This window comes from Bradyrhizobium sp. CCGUVB23, assembly GCF_024199885.1.
Lineage (GTDB): Bacteria > Pseudomonadota > Alphaproteobacteria > Rhizobiales > Xanthobacteraceae > Bradyrhizobium.
The window spans coordinates 8,527,436-8,543,323 of record NZ_JANADQ010000001.1 but is presented as its reverse complement, the minus strand read 5'-3'; the positions used below and the strand labels follow the sequence as shown (position 1 = coordinate 8,543,323).

Below are 15,888 nucleotides of genomic sequence, written 5' to 3'. Positions count from 1 at the left end.
AGATTCCGGGTTCTCGCTTCGCGAGCCCCGGAATGACAGAGAGCCTCAGCCCAGGTAGAACTTCTCCAACTGCCGGTGCTCGGCCTTGATGTAGCGCACGGTGCCGGTGACCGAGCGCATCACGACCGTCTCGGTCTCGATCACGCCGTCCTTGCGGAATTTGACGCCCGAGAGCAGCGAGCCGGTGGTGACGCCGGTGGCGGCGAACAGGCAGTCGCCGCGCGCCATGTCCTCGATACCGTAGATCATCTTGGGATCGTTGACGCCCATCTTGGCGGCGCGCTCGCGCTTCTCGTCGGAGTCGAGAATGAGCCGGCACTGCATCTGGCCGCCGATGCAGCGCAGCGCCACCGCCGCGAGCACGCCTTCCGGCGCGCCGCCGGTGCCGAGATACATGTCGACGCCGGTGTTATCGGGGTCGGCGCAGTGGATCACGCCGGCGACGTCGCCGTCGGTGATGAGGCGCACGGCCGCGCCGGTCGAACGCACGCTCTGAATGATGTCGGCGTGGCGCGGACGGTCGAGCACGAGAACGGTGATGCCTTCCGGCTTGACCCCCTTGGCCTTGGCGAGACGCCGGACGTTATCGGCGGGCGAGGCATCGAGCTCGACCACGCCCTTGTCGTAGCCGGGGCCGATCGCGAGCTTCTGCATGTAGACGTCCGGGGCGTGCAGCAGCGTGCCACCGTCGGCCATCGCCATGGTGGCGATCGAACCCGGCATGTTCTTGGCGCACAGCGTGGTGCCTTCGAGCGGGTCGACCGCGATGTCGACCTGGGGGCCGGCCTTGAGGCCGACCTGCTCGCCGATATAGAGCATCGGCGCCTCGTCGCGCTCGCCCTCGCCGATCACGATGGTGCCCTGGATCGGCAGCTTGTTGAGCTCGCGCCGCATGGCGTCGACGGCGGCCTGGTCGGCCGCCTTCTCCTGCCCATGCCCGCGCAGTCGCGCCGACGACACCGCCGCCCGTTCCGTCACCCGCACGATCTCCAGCGTGAGAATGCGCTCGAGCAGCATCTGCGGGGGGACTGAAATATGGGTCGACATTGGCTCACTCCTTCAAAACAGCTCTCAGCGGATGTCCGCCGCATCAATTCGCAACGTCTCGGTTCGGTTCGAACCGCTCTTCCGGATCATGCTCTAGTTCTTCTCGATCCGGATCACCTGCGGCCGTCCGCTGATCACCTTGTCGTGCTGAACGGCGGCAAGCGCGCGGCGCACGGCGTCCTCGTGGGTCGCATAAGTGATCAGGATGACAGGCACGGGTACAGCCTTGCCTGATGTCTGCGGCGCGGCCCCGTTGGGGTGGCGCTGCACGATGGATTCGATCGAAATCTTCTGCTCGGCGAGCCTCGTGGCGATCGCGGCCGCGGTACCCGGAAAATCGCGCGCCAAAAGGCGGATGTAGTAGCCGCCCTCGTGCCGCTCCATCGGCGCCTTGCTGGTGTCGTGCAATTGCGCGACCGGCCGGCCGAACGGATTGGCGCGAATGCCACGCGCAACATCGGCGATGTCTGCGACAACGGCTGATGCGGTCGCAGCACCGCCCGCGCCGGGGCCGACCAGCGTGATCGGCGGAATACCTTCGCCATCGATCGTGACCGCATTGGTGACACCCATCACCTGCGCAATCGAGGACGACTTTGGAACCATGGTCGGATGCACGCGCTGCTCGATGCCCTTGGCGGTGCGCACGGCAACGCCGAGCAGCTTGACGCGGTAGCCGAGATCGGCGGCCGCGCGAAGATCTTCCGGAGCGATCGAGGAGATGCCTTCGACATACACGGCCTTTTGAGCAACTTTCGTGCCGAAGGCGAGGCTCGCCAGGATCGCGAGCTTCTGCGCGGTGTCGTGGCCGTCGACGTCGAAGGACGGATTGGCCTCGGCATAGCCGAGCCGCTGCGCATCCTTCAGGCATTCGGCGAACGATAGGCCCTCCTGCTCCATCCGGGTCAGGATGTAATTGCAGGTACCGTTGAGGATGCCGTAGACGCGGTTGATGCCGGTTCCGGCGAGACCTTCACGTAACGTTTTAATGACGGGAATCGCGGCGCCGACGGCTGCCTCGAAATTCAGCGCGCCGCCGTGCTTTTCGGCGGCTTTCGCCAGCTTGATGCCGTGCTTGGCGAGCAGCGCCTTGTTGGCGGTGACGACCGACTTGCCGGCGCTCAGCGCAGCCTCGACCGCGGAGAGCGCGGGGTCGCCTGCCCCGCCCATCAGTTCAACGAAGCAGTCGATGTCCGGGTGCGAGGCGAGCGCGAGCGGATCCTTGGCCCATTCGACGCCGCGCAGGTCGATGCCGCGCTTCTTCGCCTTGGAGCGCGCGGTGACGGCGACGACGCGAATGCCCCGGCCGCTGCGGCCCGCGAGCACACGGGCCTGGGTTTCAATCAAGCGGATAACTTCGGCGCCCACAGTGCCGAGCCCCGCGATACCCACTTTCAGGGGTGCGACCATAATGCTTCGAAAACCTGCCGGAAGGAATTAACGCCGATTGGCGAGCGGAACGACGTTGTGCAACGTTTCGATGCCGCTTTCAAGGAAGCGGCGCACGCCACGTGCGGCCTGCCTGATCCGTTGCTCGTTTTCCACCATGGCGATGCGGACATATCCTTCACCATGCTCGCCGAAGCCGACGCCGGGCGAGACCACCACGCCGGATTTCTCGACCATCAGGGTCGCGAACTCCATGCTGCCGACGCTGCGGAAGGCTTCGGGCAGCGGCGCCCATGCGAACATCGAGGCATCCGGCGGCGGGATCTCCCAGCCGGCGCGGCCGAACGACTCCACCAGCGCGTCGCGGCGCTTGCGATAGGTGTCGCGCATCTCCTTGATGCAATCGTCGGGGCCGTTCAGCGCCGCGGTCGCGGCGACCTGGACCGGCGTGAACGCGCCGTAATCGAGATAGGACTTCACGCGGGCGAGAGCTGCGATGACGCGCTCATTGCCGACCGCAAAGCCCATGCGCCAGCCGGCCATCGAATAGGTCTTCGACATCGAGGTGAACTCGACGGTGACGTCCATCGCGCCGGGCACCTGGAGCACGGAGGGCGGCGGGTTGTTCTCGTCGAAATAGACCTCGGCATAAGCAAGATCCGAAAGGATCAGGATCTCGTGCTTCTTCGCGAAGGCGACGAGGTCCTTGTAGAAGTCGAGGCTCGCGACATAGGCCGTCGGATTCGAGGGATAGCAGACGACGAGCGCGAGCGGTTTCGGGATCGAATGAACGATCGCCCGCTCGACCGCCTCGAAGAACTGCGGCGTCGGCTCCGACGGCACCGAGCGGATCACGCCACCCGCCATCAAAAAGCCGAAGGCGTGAATCGGATAGCTCGGATTGGGACAGAGGATGACGTCGCCCGGCGCGGTGATCGCCTGCGCCACGTTGGCAAAGCCTTCCTTCGAGCCGAGCGTCGCGACGATCTGGGTGTCCGGGTTGAGCTTCACACCGAAGCGGCGGGCGTAATAGCCCGCCTGCGCCTTGCGCAAGCCGGGGATGCCGCGCGAAGCGGAGTAGCGGTCGGTGCGCGGCTTGCCGAGGGTCTCCTTGAGCTTCTCCAGCACGTGCGGCGGGGCCGGCAGGTCCGGATTGCCCATGCCGAGGTCGATGATGTCGGCGCCGGCGTTCCGCGCAGCCGCCTTGGCCCGGTTGACCTGTTCGAACACGTAAGGCGGCAGACGGCGGATACGGTAAAATTCTTCCATGGGTTCCAGGCTCCGAGCACCGGCCAGGGCAGAATCGGGCGGCCTCGACAATTCAATCGAGATGATGCCGGACCCCGCCTGAAAATCACTCCAAATCAAGCGCTTAGAGCAAAATTCTTAAGGCGGGGGCTGAACTCCCTCACCCTGACTTTCGGCTGAATGACGATCTTTTAGCACGGACCAGCGGGCAAGCCAGCGATTACCTCGCGCGCAGTTACTTCGATCAGGGCTATTTGCCGCTCGCATCCTTGGCCGCCGCCGTGGCCTGGCGCTCGCGCGCGGCGGTCAACTCGGCTTCGATCTTGGCGCGCTGATCCGGCGGGATCACCGCCTCGTCGCGCGCTGGCGGCAGATCATGCACGGGCAGATAGCCACCCGCCTCCTTCAGATGCGGCTGCGTGTCAGCCGGCGTCAAATCGGCGATCTGGCTTGAGCAGCCGCCGAGCGTAAACGCAATAATGAGCAGCGCGCACGGCGCAAGCCGCCTCGTTTGTCGGTCCCTCAACGCCAACACCAGGGAATCCCCTACTCGTCCCAACAGCACGGCCGATGGAGCTTACCCAACAGCGTGCCTCAGCTCAAACCATTGCTGCCCTCAATGGCGTGAGCCGACCACATCCAAGACCCCTGCGCCGTTGGTGAACCCTGATTGTGACAGAACCAAGAACTATATCGCAGTGCAGCACATGTTCGCGGGCGATTAACCGTAGATGGTACGAGCTTCGCGGTGACGAACGCGCAATGAATCGTTACTGTTCTTGCCATGAGTATCGTCACGACCGACACGACCACATCCGAGAAGAAGTTCGATGCGGAAGCCTTCGCGATGAACGTCGCGCGGGCCATGGAAAGCGGAGGCAAGGCGCTCGCCGCTTACCTGAAGCCGCGCGAGACCGGCGAGGTCCAGGACCGGCCGCCGCCCGAGCTCACCGAGATGGTCAAGACCTTCACCGCGGTCGCGGAATATTGGCTGTCGGACAATGCGCGCTCCTCGGAGCTCCAGACGCGGCTCGCCAAGGATTATCTCGACCTCTGGGGCTCGGCGGCCCGTCGCATGGCAGGCGAGGACGCGCCGCCCGCGATCGCGCCCTCGCCACGTGACAAGCGCTTCGCCGATCCCGAATGGAAATCGAACCAGTTCTTCGATTTCATGATGCAGCTCTATCTGCTCACCACCAAGCGCGCGCAGGAGCTGGTGAACGACGCGCAAGGGCTCGATCCGCACACCCGCCGCAAGGCGGAGTTTTACGTGCAGCAGGTCACCAACGCGCTGTCGCCGTCGAATTTCGTGCTGACCAATCCGGAGGTGCTGCGCCAGACGGTCGCAAGCTCCGGCGACAATCTGGCCAAGGGCCTGCAAATGCTGGCCGAGGACATCGCGGCCGGCAAGGGCATGCTGAAGATCCGCCAATCCAATCCGGACAATCTCGAGCTCGGCGTCAACATGGCGACGACGCCCGGCAAGGTGATCTACCAGAACGAGATGATGCAGCTCATCCAGTATGAGCCGACCACCGAGAAGGTGCTGCGCACGCCGCTCCTGATCGTGCCGCCCTGGATCAACAAGTTCTACATTCTCGATCTCAAGCCGGACAAATCCTACATCAAATGGTGCGTCGACCAGGGCATCACCGTGTTCGTGATCTCCTGGGTCAACCCGGACAAGCGGCTCGGCAACAAGAGCTGGGAAGACTACATGAAGGAAGGCCCGCTCACGGCGATGGACGTGATCGAGCAGGCGACCGGCGAGATGAAGGTGCACACCGCCGGCTATTGCGTCGGCGGCACGATGCTCGCGACCACGCTGGCCTGGCTTGCCGAGAAGCGCCGCCAGCGCGTCGCTTCGGCGACGTTCTTCGCCGCGCAGGTCGACTTCACCCATGCCGGCGATCTCCTCGTGTTCGTCGACGAGGAGCAGATCTCGGCACTCGAGCACGACATGAAGGCCGCCGGCGTGCTCGAAGGCTCCAAGATGGCGATGGCCTTCAACATGCTGCGCTCCAACGACCTGATCTGGTCCTATGTCGTCAGCAACTATCTGAAGGGCCAGCAGCCGAGCGCGTTCGACCTCTTGCACTGGAATTCGGACGCAACCCGCATGACGGCGGCGAACCATTCCTATTACTTGCGCAACTGCTACCTGGAGAACCGGCTGTCGACAGGCAGCCTGGTGCTCGACAACACGCTGCTCGATCTCTCCAAGGTCAAGGTGCCCGTCTACAATCTCGCCACTCGCGAGGACCACATCGCGCCGGCCGAATCCGTGCTCTACGGCTCGCAGTTCTTCGGCGGTCCGGTGAAATACGTGCTGTCGGGCTCGGGCCACATTGCAGGCGTCGTCAACCCGCCGGCCTCGAACAAGTACCAGTACTGGACCAACGACAACATCAGGGACGTCAACGTTACGCAGTGGATGAAGGGCGCAGAGGAGCACAAGGGCTCGTGGTGGCCGGACTGGCGCGAATGGCTGGGCGGGCTCGACCCCGAGGAGGTCCCGGCGCGCACCGTCGGCAGCGCGGCGGTGCCGCCGATCGAGGACGCACCCGGCAGCTACGTCCGCGTTCGCGCGTAGCGGAATCTCCCGCGCTTTTGTATAAGCTCCCTCTTCAGCACGGTGAATAAAGTGGGGATCGGACTATGACGCGCGAATTGTTCTGGCTGACTTTGACGGTGATCCTGACCGGCATCCTCTGGATCCCCTACATCATCAACCGCTGCCAGGTCCGCGGCCTCTCGGGCGCGATGGCCAACCCGTCGCGTAACGACAAGCCGCACGCCGAATGGGCGAACCGGCTGATGTTCGCGCATGACAATGCGGTCGAGAACCTCGTGATCTTCGCGCCGCTGGTGCTGATCCTGAATGCGATCGACTATTCCAGCAAATGGACTGTGCTCGCCTGCGCCGTCTATTTCTGGGCCCGCGTCGCGCACCTGATCGTCTACGCGCTCGGCCTGCCGGTGTTCCGCACCCTCGCCTTCACCGTCGGCTTCCTCGCCCAGGCCGTGCTGGCGCTGGCGATCTTCCAGGTGTTCTGACGCTCTCTTCCTCGTCATTGCGAGGAGCGAAGCGACGAAGCAATCCAGACCGCTTCCGCGGGGACATTTCTGGATTGCTTCGCTTCGCTCGCAATGACGGAGAAACCCTCGGCTAGTCCTCCGGCAATCCCAGCATCAGCCGCAGGTTCTGCACGGCGGCGCCCGAGGCGCCCTTGCCGAGATTGTCCAGGCGCGCGACCAGCACCGCTTGGTGATACTTGTCGCTGGCGAAGACGTAGAGCTCGAGCATGTTGGTTTCGTTGAGCGCCTCCGGCTCGAGCCGGCCGCCCTTGGTCGCCTCGTTCTGGAGCGGCATCACCGAGACGTACTTTGAACCGACGTAGCGCTTGGCGAGTGCAGCTTGCAGATCGGCGCCGCCTGGCTTGCCCGGCAGCGTGTCGAGCTGGAGCGGCACCGAGACCAGCATGCCCTGCCGGTAGTTGCCGACGGATGGAATGAAGATCGGCCGCCGCGTAAGGTTCGAATAGAGCTGCATCTCCGGCAGATGCTTGTGCTCGAAGCCGAGGCCGTAGAGCTCGAAGGACGGCGCGCTGCCGTCTTCAAAGCTCGCGATCATCGACTTGCCGCCGCCGGAATAGCCGCTCACCGCGTTGACGGTGACGGGATAGTCCTGCGGCAAGAGGCCGGCATCGACGATCGGCCGCAGCAGCGCGATCGCGCCGGTGGGATAGCAGCCGGGATTGGAGACTTTTTTCGCCGCTTTGATCTTGCCGGCCTGATCGGGCGTCAGCTCGGGAAAGCCGTAGGCCCAGTCGGGCGCGACGCGGTACGCGGTCGAAGCGTCCAGCACTTTCGGCGCCGCGGCACCCATGCTGTCGACGAGTGCGACCGTCTCCTTGGCGGCGTCGTCGGGCAGGCAGAGGATGACGAGGTCGACCTCCTCCATCAGCGCCTTCTTGGCCGCGGGATCCTTGCGCTTGTCGTCGGCGATCGTCTTCACCGCGACATCACCTTGCAGCTTGAGCCGCTCGTTGATGCCAAGACCGGTCGTGCCGGAGCCGCCGTCGACGAAGACGACCGGCTTCTTGGTTGCAGCGCCGACGTCAGGGGCTTGTTTGGTCTCAGCGAGGCTCATGTCGCGCTCCTTTCGAGCTTGTTCGTGTCATCTGCAACGGTTTGATCAGCGAAGATTTGCGGCCGCGTCTGCCGCATCAATCGTGAAATTGCTTTCGCGTCGGCATCGCCATTGTCGAGCGCGATGACGACCGCAGCAAAGTCGGCTTCGGACTTGTTCTGGTTGAGCTTGAAGCTGCCTTCGACCTCTTCAACCGTCATGACCAGCCCCACGATCGCCCTCTTCATCGTCTCGAACCGACCCGCCGTCATCTTCGCCGAGGTCCAGGGCTTCTTCGGCAGCAGCCAGTCCTCGAACTTGGCGCTGAGCGTGTCGATCTGGACGCTGAGCTCCGCGTCCGACAAGACGCGCACCGGCCCGGTCAGATGGACCGACTGATAGAGCCAGGTCGGCACCTGGTCCGGCGAGACGTACCAGTCCGGCGATACATAGGCATCCGGACCATTGATCGCGAGCAGCCAGGACGTCGATCCGTCCCCGAGCTTTACCAGCGGATTGTGACGGGCAACATGAAAGGCGACCTGCGGCGTGCCGTCGGCGGCGTAGCTCACATAGAACGGCAGTTGCGACGCGATCGGCCTGGTGCCGTCCCACGCGCAGAAGGTGCCGAAGCCGCGCTCGTCCGCAAGCTTGAGGCTCGCGGCGCGGTCCTGCTTGAAAAAGGGCGGTGTGTACATCGTGGTCTCCTGCTGGGGCTCCTTGTGGGGGCCGCCGGATCAGATCGCGCTGACAGGAGAGAGAATGCCGCGGATCGGATCCAGCGGCAAAGACGATGATCTCAAACGCGATCGACCGCCCAAACCGCTAAAGTGCGGCGGCGGCGACGGGCGAACAGAATGGTCGCGGCGTTGATCATGGCGCGCGGCTATAAGGCCATGTGGTTCCGGCGTCAAGGTTTGACACTGTCACACCAGGCGCAAGATCCACTCCATGATCTTGGCCATCACATCACCGAACAGCAACAGCGCCGCCGCCCAGACCAGCGCCGAGATGAAATTGGCGGCCTGAAAGCTCCAATACGGCATCTCGAAAATGCCGGCGGCGAGCGGTACGGAGGCGCGCAAGGGGCCGAAGAAGCGGCCGATGAAGATGCTCGGCACGCCCCAGCTCCGCACAAACGCCTCGCCGCGCGGCAGGATTTCCGGATAGCGCGACAACGGCCACATCTGCGCGACCTGCTCCTTGTAGCGGAAGCCGAACCAGTAGGAGACCCAGTCGCCAAGCGCAGCCCCGATCGCACCCGCAATCCAGACCGGATAGAAGCTGATGCCGCTCACCCCGATCAGGGCGCCGATCGCAACCAGCGCGCCCCAGGCCGGGACCAGGAGCGAGATGAAGGCGAGCGATTCACCGAATGCCAGAAGGAACACGATCGGTGCTGCCCAGACCTGGTGAACGCGCACGAAGTCGGCCAGTGCGTGCGCATACTGCTCCATTGCCAAAAATGCCTTCCCCGCCCCGCCTCGCGTCCTGGATCGTGAAAAGGACTGGTAAGCCAAGGCGTTGCGTGACATCAAGTCACAAAGACCGGCTCAATACATGCCACGATGTCAAATTGCCGGGAACAATGGGCCGAGGCGGCGTAAAATCGCCGGGATTGGCCCGCAACGACACCGGCGACCGGTCCGACGGTCACTTTTTCAGGCCAGCCGTGGCATAGTCGGCCTAACCGATTCGCCGCCTCCGCGGCCCTCAAAACCCATCAAGATATATGTCCAAGCAATTGAAAACCAAAGCAAAAGGCGATCTCTTCGGCGGCGACGAGCCTAAGCCGCGCGCACCGGCCAAGGCGGCTTCGCGTGCGAGTGGCGGCGAGGCCGATTACACCGCGGCCGATATCGAGGTGCTGGAGGGTCTGGAACCCGTCCGGCGCCGTCCCGGCATGTATATCGGCGGCACTGACGAGAAGGCGCTGCATCACCTCTTCGCCGAAGTCATCGACAACTCGATGGACGAGGCGCTTGCCGGGCACGCGACCTTCATCGAGGTCGACCTGAGCGCGGACGGCTTTCTCACCGTCACCGACAACGGCCGCGGCATCCCTGTCGACCCGCATCCGAAATTCCCGAAGAAGTCGGCGCTCGAAGTCATCATGTGCACGTTGCATTCGGGCGGCAAGTTCGACTCCAAGGTCTATGAGACTTCGGGTGGTTTGCACGGCGTCGGCATCTCAGTCGTCAATGCCCTCTCCTCCCTTCTCGAGGTCGAGGTCGCGCGCAGCCAGAAACTCTATCGCATGACGTTCGAGCGCGGCCATCCGAAGGGCAAGCTCGAGGACCTCGGCAAGATCAACAATCGCCGCGGCACGCGCGTGCGTTTCAAGCCCGACACCGACATCTTCGGCGCCAAGGCGGCGTTCAAGCCGCAGCGCCTGTTCAAGATGACGCGCTCGAAGGCCTATCTGTTCGGCGGCGTCGAGATCCGCTGGAATTGTGCGCCCGAGCTCTTGAAGGGCGTCGAGGACGTGCCGGCGGAAGCGACGTTCCACTTCCCCGGCGGGTTGAAGGATTATCTCGCCGCCGCGATCCATGCCGACACGTTGGTGCACCCCGACATCTTCTCCGGCAAGTCGGGCCGCAACGGCGCGCACGGCGCCTGCGAATGGGCTGTGGCGTGGACTGCGGACGCCGACGGCTTCCTGTCCTCCTACACCAACACCGTGCCGACGCCCGATGGCGGAACGCATGAATCCGGCTTGCGCAGCGCGCTGCTGCGCGGCCTGAAGGACCACGCCGAGCGCGTCGGCCAGGGCAAGCGCGCGGCCTCCGTCACCTCGGAAGACGTGATGGTGGGCGCGGCCGTGATGCTCTCGGTGTTCGTGCGCGAGCCTGAATTCCAGGGCCAGACCAAGGATCGTCTCGCCACCGCTGAAGCACAGCGCATCGTCGAGCAGGCGATGAAGGACCCGTTCGATCACTGGCTCTCGGGCAATCCGAACCAGGCCAACAGGCTGCTCGACTTCGTGATCGATCGCGCCGAAGAGCGACTGCGCCGCCGCCAGGAAAAGGAGACCGCGCGCAAGACCGCCGGCAAGAAGCTGCGCCTGCCCGGCAAGCTCGCCGACTGCACCGACGCGGGAACGGAAGGCTCCGAGCTTTTCATCGTCGAGGGCGACTCGGCCGGCGGCAGCGCCAAGCAGGCGCGCGATCGCAAGACTCAGGCCGTGCTGCCGCTGCGCGGCAAGATCCTGAACGTCGCCTCTGCCGGCAAGGACAAGCTGACGGCAAACGCCCAGCTCTCCGACCTCGTGCAGGCGATCGGCTCCGGCACGCTCGCGCAATATCGCGAAGAGGATCTGCGCTATCAGCGCATCATCATCATGACCGACGCCGACGTCGACGGCGCCCATATCGCTTCGCTGCTGATCACCTTCTTCTACCGGCAGATGCCGCGGCTGATCGACGAAGGCCACCTCTTCCTGGCGGTGCCGCCGCTCTACAAGCTGACGCACGGTTCCAAATCGGTCTACGCCCGCGACGACGCGCACAAGGAGGCGCTGCTCAAGAGCGAGTTCAACGCCAACGCCAAGGTCGAGGTGAACCGCTTCAAAGGCCTCGGCGAGATGATGCCGGCGCAGCTCAAGGAAACCACCATGGATCCGGCGCGGAGGACGCTCCTCAAGGTGGTCCTGCTTGCCGACGATCGCGACACCACGGCCGATTCGGTGGAACGACTCATGGGCACCAAGGCGGAGGCACGATTTGCCTTCATTTCGGACAAGGCCGAATTCGCCAGCGAGGACCTGCTGGACGTCTGAGTCCTATTCCTGTTTGGCGCAAGAGTCCTACCCATTTCCAGCGCCAACGCCTTATAAACGCGGTGGAATTTTTGACGCGACTCGCGCAACCAGAGGTCGTCGTCCGTAGAAGTGCGGATTGTTTTCCGGTGACTGTGCCTGCGCTGCAACAGCTTTTTAGCTGGGAACGACTATAGTCTGTATCAGGCGACAGAATTCGCGGCGCTTGCGCTCGGTGCTCAGACCAAAGGTTGGGGATGTAAATATGAAAAAGGTTGTACTCGCTCTGACGGCGGTCGTGGCGATGACGGGCGTGGCCTCAGCGGCTGACCTGGCTGCGCGGCCCTACACCAAGGCTCCGGTGGTTGCGGCTCCGCTTCCGAGCTGGACGGGCTGCTATCTCGGCGCCGGCGGTGGCGCCGCCATGACCAACAACGACAACAACCTCTTCGATCCCCTGACGGGCCTTGCTCTCACCAACAACGCCACCAGCGGCGCGCGTGGCTGGTTCGGCACCGTGCAGGGCGGCTGCGATTACCAGTTCCAGAACTGGGTTGTCGGCGCCTTCGCCGACTATGACTTCATGGATGTCCACGGCGATCTCGCCCCGTCGGGGCTTGGCGGGTTCGTCGGCTCGCAGAAGCAGGATTGGCAGTGGGCAGTCGGCGCTCGCGTCGGTTACCTGATCCTGCCGCAGTTGCTGACCTACGTCTCGGGTGGCTACACCCAGGCCCATTGGAAGGACACGGATCTGAGCTTCCCGATTGCAGGCTTCGGGTCGACCTTCACTGTGCCCGGCGGCACCAAGGGTGGCTGGTTCATCGGAGCCGGCGACGAATATGCGCTGACCAGCTTCGTGCCCGGCCTGTTCTGGAAGACAGAGTATCGCTATTCGGAGTTTGACCGTGTGAACGTGCCGGTTAACTTCTCTGCTGCAGTTGGCGGTGGCGCGACCGGCGTCTCGATGACCGAGAAGTTCCGCGAGCACAGCGTGCGCAGCGAGCTGGTCTACCGCTTCAACTGGGGCGGCCCGGTCGTCGCCAAGTACTGAGCGAAGTGCTGATCTGAGTTCAAAAGCCCCGGCATCGCCCGGGGCTTTTTCGTTCTTGCCTCCCGATCGGCGCCGCCCCTCAATCGCGGCGCAACGCGCCAAGGGCCTATCCCCCTGCGACATCGTTTCCCGGCAATTGTGTCTCGGCAGCAACAGCTTTCCGGCCGGAACTGTCTATAAGCTCAGGCATCAGTTGAACGGAATCAGTGCGCTCGCGCCTGCTACTTGGTTGGGGATTTGGATATGAAAAAGATTGTGCTCGCTCTGACGGCGGTCGCGGCAATGACGGGCGCAGCCTCGGCCGCTGACCTGGCCGCGCGGCCCTACACCAAGGCTCCGGTGGCCGTTGCTCCGGTGCCGAGCTGGACTGGCTGCTACATCGCTGCTGGCGGTGGCGGGGCCATGACCAACAACGACCATAACACCTTCCTCACTGCTACTGGTGCTGCCGTCGATCAAAACACTACGTCTGGCGCACGCGGCTGGCTCGCTACGGTTCAGGGTGGTTGTGACTATCAGTTCGCTGGCAACTGGCTGGTCGGTGCCTTCGCCGACTATGACTTCATGGATGTCAGGGGCGATATCAACGTGCCGGCCGTCGGCCCGTTCACGGGCTCGCAGAAGCAGGATTGGCAGTGGGCGGTGGGCGCTCGCGTCGGTTACCTGGTTCTGCCGCAGTTGCTGACCTATGTCTCGGGCGGCTACACCCAGGCCCATTGGAAAGACACGGATCTGAGCTTCCCGCTGGGAGGCATCGGGGCGACCTTCACGGTGCCCGGCGGTACCAAGGGGGGCTGGTTCATCGGCACCGGCGACGAATATGCGCTGACTAGCTTCCTGCCCGGCCTGTTCTGGAAGACGGAGTATCGTTATTCGGAGTTTGATCGCGTAAACGTGCCGCTCAACGTAGCTGCCGCGGCAGGCGGTGGCACGACCGCCGGTTCGGTGACCGAAAAGTTCCGCGAGCACAGCGTGCGCAGCGAGCTGGTCTACCGCTTCAACTGGGCGGGCCCGGTCGTCGCCAAGTACTGAGCGAAGTACTGATCCGAGTTCAAAAGCCCCGGCATCGTCCGGGGCTTTTTCGTTGTGACAAGCCCGTCAGGACACACCGTCTGCTGACGCCAGAAGCTTATCGCGTCGCGTCAGGCAGCGGAGTCGCGCGGCTGTTGTGTTGGAACAGCAACAGCATTTTCCAGGGAACCCTTTATAAGGAACCCATCGGTTGAATCGATTCCGGGGCACTCGCGCCCCCTTCCTGGGGTGGAATTCGAAATGAAGAAGTTTGTGTTTGCTTTCACGGCGATCGCGGCAATGACGGGCGCCGCCTCGGCAGCTGACCTCGCGGCGCGGCCCTACACCAAGGCTCCGGTGGCCGTTGCTCCGGCCGTCAACTGGACGGGCTGCTACGTCGGTGCCGGCGGCGGCGGCGCGATGACCAACAACGATCACAATGAAACCTACGACGCCACGACCGGCGTACCGATTAGCAGCAATTCCAATAGAACGAGTGGCGCGCGCGGCTGGTTCGGCACCGTCCAAGGTGGCTGCGACTACCAATTCGCGGGCACCAACTGGCTGGTCGGTGGCTTCGCGGACTACGACTTCATGGATGTTAGAGGCGACCTCAGCATCGACGGCACCATCGTCCCAACCTCGACTGGAAGCCAGAAGCAGGATCAGCAGTGGGCCGTCGGCCTCCGCGTGGGATATCTCGTTCTCCCGCAGTTGCTGACTTACGTGTCGGGCGGCTACACGCAGGCGCATTGGAAGAGCACGGCCCTCACCTCACTTAGCTTCGCGGGCGGAACGGCAACTCTTGGCGGAGCAACCAAGGGCGGCTGGTTTATCGGCACGGGTGACGAATATGCTCTGACGAGCTTCCTGCCCGGTCTGTTCTGGAAGACCGAGTACCGGTATTCTGAGTTCGATCGCGCCAATGTCACCATCGACTATACCGGGTACGGCGGCCCTGCTACCGGCTACGGCGAGTCCCAGAAATTCCGCGAACACAGCGTGCGCAGCGAGCTGGTCTACCGCTTCAACTGGGCGGGCCCGGTGGTCGCCAAGTACTGAGCCGGTTCGATACGAGATCTCAAAAGCCCCGGCATCGTCCGGGGCTTTTTCCTTGTGGGGCTGCTCCGCACTGACGGTGAGTCGGCGCAGATCAACCGGCTACAGTTCCAACTCGGACGGCGTGGTCGGCACCAAGTACCGAGCAAGCGGAACTTGACTTCGACGTCGAAGCCTCGGCGCGGCAAGACGTTGTTTTGCGCGCCGGGTTGTCGCTAAACGCTTGATGCGATTGGTGTTGGCGGCACAGCAGGGTGCTTTATCGGCAACACCTGTTCGCAATGATCCAGTGAGTTCGCTACAGACCAATCGAAATTCGCCACAGAACAAGACGGCAAGACGCGCGGAGATTATTCCCGATTTTGCGCCGAACACGCCGGCCGCACGTTTTGGGACGCGACGCCGCTCGCGTGAAGGGCTTGGAGATTGGAATGAAGAAGTACCTGTTTGCACTCACCGCAGTGGCCGCAATGACCGGCTCCGCCTCGGCCGCCGACCTCGGCGCGCGGCCCTACACCAAGGCTCCGGTGGCTGCTGCCCCGGTCGCCAACTGGACCGGCTGCTATGTCGCCGGCGGCGGTGGCGGCGCCTACACCAGGAACGATCACAGCGAGTCCATCACCACGACTGGCCTTTCGCTGCTCGGAAACTCGACGGCTGGCGCGAGTGGCTGGTTCGGCACCGTGGGAGCAGGCTGCGACTATCAAATCAGCAATTTCGTGGTCGGCCTGTTCGGCGACTACGACTTCATGGATGTGTCCGGTGACAGCACGGCGGCCGGTTTCTTGGTGGGAACGCGGAAGCAGGATTCGCAATGGGCTGTCGGCGGCCGCGTCGGCTACCTGGCTCTGCCCCAGCTCCTGACCTATGTCTCCGGCGGCTACACACAGGCCCATTGGAAGTCGACCGACTACGGCAACTTCCTGGGCGTGCCGCTTGCTAACAATGGCTTCACCAAAGGTGGCTGGTTTATCGGCACCGGTGACGAATATGCCCTGAACTTCCTCCCCGGCCTGTTCTGGAAAACCGAGTATCGCTATTCGGAGTTTGACCGCGCGGACGTCAGCATCGACCAGGTTGGTGTCGGTCCGACCGGAATCGCCCAGACCAACAAATTCCGCGAGCACAGCGTGCGCAGCGAGCTCGTCTACCGCTTCAACTGGGGTCGTTAGTCGCCACTGAACTGAACTGGTC

At 63.6% G+C, this 15,888-nt stretch carries 14 protein-coding genes; 7 read left to right on the top strand and 7 right to left on the bottom strand.

Features of this window, described 5'->3' with window-relative positions:
- Nucleotides 1-45 precede the first annotated feature (45 nt).
- The 4 genes from glpX to NLN62_RS39810 form a co-directional block, all read right to left on the bottom strand.
- The gene (glpX, locus tag NLN62_RS39825) at nucleotides 46-1,047 is read right to left on the bottom strand and encodes a class II fructose-bisphosphatase (protein WP_027524627.1); all 1,002 of its coding nucleotides are present in this window, start codon (nucleotides 1,045-1,047) and stop codon (nucleotides 46-48) included.
- Between the two features lie 93 nt (nucleotides 1,048-1,140).
- Nucleotides 1,141-2,457 carry a homoserine dehydrogenase gene (locus NLN62_RS39820; protein WP_027524626.1) on the bottom strand — a complete coding sequence of 439 codons (1,317 nt, stop codon included), beginning with the start codon at nucleotides 2,455-2,457 and terminating at the stop codon, nucleotides 1,141-1,143.
- 27 nt (nucleotides 2,458-2,484) lie between these two features.
- Complete coding sequence (locus NLN62_RS39815) at nucleotides 2,485-3,705, bottom strand: LL-diaminopimelate aminotransferase (protein ID WP_027524625.1); 1,221 nt, start codon at nucleotides 3,703-3,705, stop codon at nucleotides 2,485-2,487.
- Between the two features lie 229 nt (nucleotides 3,706-3,934).
- Complete coding sequence (locus NLN62_RS39810; protein ID WP_254112311.1) at nucleotides 3,935-4,219, bottom strand: hypothetical protein; 285 nt, start codon at nucleotides 4,217-4,219, stop codon at nucleotides 3,935-3,937.
- 249 nt (nucleotides 4,220-4,468) lie between these two features.
- On the opposite strand from NLN62_RS39810, the gene NLN62_RS39805 reads away from it, so the two are divergent.
- On the top strand, nucleotides 4,469-6,277 hold the full coding sequence (locus NLN62_RS39805; protein ID WP_254112310.1) for an alpha/beta hydrolase: 1,809 nt from the start codon (nucleotides 4,469-4,471) through the stop codon (nucleotides 6,275-6,277).
- A gap of 65 nt (nucleotides 6,278-6,342) precedes the next feature.
- On the top strand, nucleotides 6,343-6,741 hold the full coding sequence (locus NLN62_RS39800) for an MAPEG family protein (RefSeq protein ID WP_254112309.1): 399 nt from the start codon (nucleotides 6,343-6,345) through the stop codon (nucleotides 6,739-6,741).
- 112 nt (nucleotides 6,742-6,853) lie between these two features.
- Here NLN62_RS39800 and argC read toward each other — a convergent pair whose 3' ends face one another.
- From argC to NLN62_RS39785, 3 genes are all read right to left on the bottom strand, one after another.
- Nucleotides 6,854-7,837, bottom strand: coding sequence for an N-acetyl-gamma-glutamyl-phosphate reductase (gene argC / locus NLN62_RS39795; RefSeq protein ID WP_254112308.1), 984 nt, complete (start codon nucleotides 7,835-7,837; stop codon nucleotides 6,854-6,856).
- Nucleotides 7,834-8,514, bottom strand: coding sequence for an FMN-binding negative transcriptional regulator (locus NLN62_RS39790; protein WP_254112307.1), 681 nt, complete (start codon nucleotides 8,512-8,514; stop codon nucleotides 7,834-7,836). Before NLN62_RS39790 ends, argC begins: the two co-directional genes overlap by 4 nt.
- A 228-nt stretch (nucleotides 8,515-8,742) precedes the next feature.
- Nucleotides 8,743-9,273: a DedA family protein gene (locus NLN62_RS39785; protein ID WP_027524619.1), complete on the bottom strand. Its 531-nt coding sequence runs from the start codon at nucleotides 9,271-9,273 to the stop codon at nucleotides 8,743-8,745.
- A 275-nt stretch (nucleotides 9,274-9,548) separates the two neighbouring features.
- Here NLN62_RS39785 and parE point away from each other — a divergent pair, with 275 nt between their 5' ends.
- From parE to NLN62_RS39760, 5 genes are all read left to right on the top strand, one after another.
- On the top strand, nucleotides 9,549-11,594 hold the full coding sequence (parE, locus tag NLN62_RS39780; protein ID WP_027524618.1) for a DNA topoisomerase IV subunit B: 2,046 nt from the start codon (nucleotides 9,549-9,551) through the stop codon (nucleotides 11,592-11,594).
- A 244-nt stretch (nucleotides 11,595-11,838) separates the two neighbouring features.
- On the top strand, nucleotides 11,839-12,624 hold the full coding sequence (locus NLN62_RS39775) for an outer membrane protein (protein ID WP_254112306.1): 786 nt from the start codon (nucleotides 11,839-11,841) through the stop codon (nucleotides 12,622-12,624).
- Between the two features lie 243 nt (nucleotides 12,625-12,867).
- Nucleotides 12,868-13,656, top strand: a complete 789-nt coding sequence (locus NLN62_RS39770; protein ID WP_254112305.1) for an outer membrane protein — start codon at nucleotides 12,868-12,870, stop codon at nucleotides 13,654-13,656.
- A gap of 240 nt (nucleotides 13,657-13,896) precedes the next feature.
- Nucleotides 13,897-14,697 carry an outer membrane protein gene (locus NLN62_RS39765; RefSeq protein ID WP_254112304.1) on the top strand — a complete coding sequence of 267 codons (801 nt, stop codon included), beginning with the start codon at nucleotides 13,897-13,899 and terminating at the stop codon, nucleotides 14,695-14,697.
- 428 nt (nucleotides 14,698-15,125) lie between these two features.
- Complete coding sequence (locus NLN62_RS39760; protein ID WP_254112303.1) at nucleotides 15,126-15,866, top strand: outer membrane protein; 741 nt, start codon at nucleotides 15,126-15,128, stop codon at nucleotides 15,864-15,866.
- Nucleotides 15,867-15,888 lie beyond the last annotated feature (22 nt).

What these genes read in the sequence shown, in the direction of transcription:
- NLN62_RS39760 (WP_254112303.1), top strand. Translation starts at nt 15,126, where the DNA reads ATGAAGAAGTACCTGTTTGCACTCACCGCAGTGGCCGCAATGACCGGC.
- NLN62_RS39820 (WP_027524626.1), bottom strand. Translation starts at nt 2,457, where the DNA reads ATGGTCGCACCCCTGAAAGTGGGTATCGCGGGGCTCGGCACTGTGGGC.
- parE (WP_027524618.1), top strand. Translation starts at nt 9,549, where the DNA reads ATGTCCAAGCAATTGAAAACCAAAGCAAAAGGCGATCTCTTCGGCGGC.
- NLN62_RS39815 (WP_027524625.1), bottom strand. Translation starts at nt 3,705, where the DNA reads ATGGAAGAATTTTACCGTATCCGCCGTCTGCCGCCTTACGTGTTCGAA.
- NLN62_RS39765 (WP_254112304.1), top strand. Translation starts at nt 13,897, where the DNA reads ATGAAGAAGTTTGTGTTTGCTTTCACGGCGATCGCGGCAATGACGGGC.
- argC (WP_254112308.1), bottom strand. Translation starts at nt 7,837, where the DNA reads ATGAGCCTCGCTGAGACCAAACAAGCCCCTGACGTCGGCGCTGCAACC.
- NLN62_RS39790 (WP_254112307.1), bottom strand. Translation starts at nt 8,514, where the DNA reads ATGTACACACCGCCCTTTTTCAAGCAGGACCGCGCCGCGAGCCTCAAG.
- glpX (WP_027524627.1), bottom strand. Translation starts at nt 1,047, where the DNA reads ATGTCGACCCATATTTCAGTCCCCCCGCAGATGCTGCTCGAGCGCATT.
- NLN62_RS39805 (WP_254112310.1), top strand. Translation starts at nt 4,469, where the DNA reads ATGAGTATCGTCACGACCGACACGACCACATCCGAGAAGAAGTTCGAT.
- NLN62_RS39770 (WP_254112305.1), top strand. Translation starts at nt 12,868, where the DNA reads ATGAAAAAGATTGTGCTCGCTCTGACGGCGGTCGCGGCAATGACGGGC.
- NLN62_RS39785 (WP_027524619.1), bottom strand. Translation starts at nt 9,273, where the DNA reads ATGGAGCAGTATGCGCACGCACTGGCCGACTTCGTGCGCGTTCACCAG.
- NLN62_RS39800 (WP_254112309.1), top strand. Translation starts at nt 6,343, where the DNA reads ATGACGCGCGAATTGTTCTGGCTGACTTTGACGGTGATCCTGACCGGC.
- NLN62_RS39775 (WP_254112306.1), top strand. Translation starts at nt 11,839, where the DNA reads ATGAAAAAGGTTGTACTCGCTCTGACGGCGGTCGTGGCGATGACGGGC.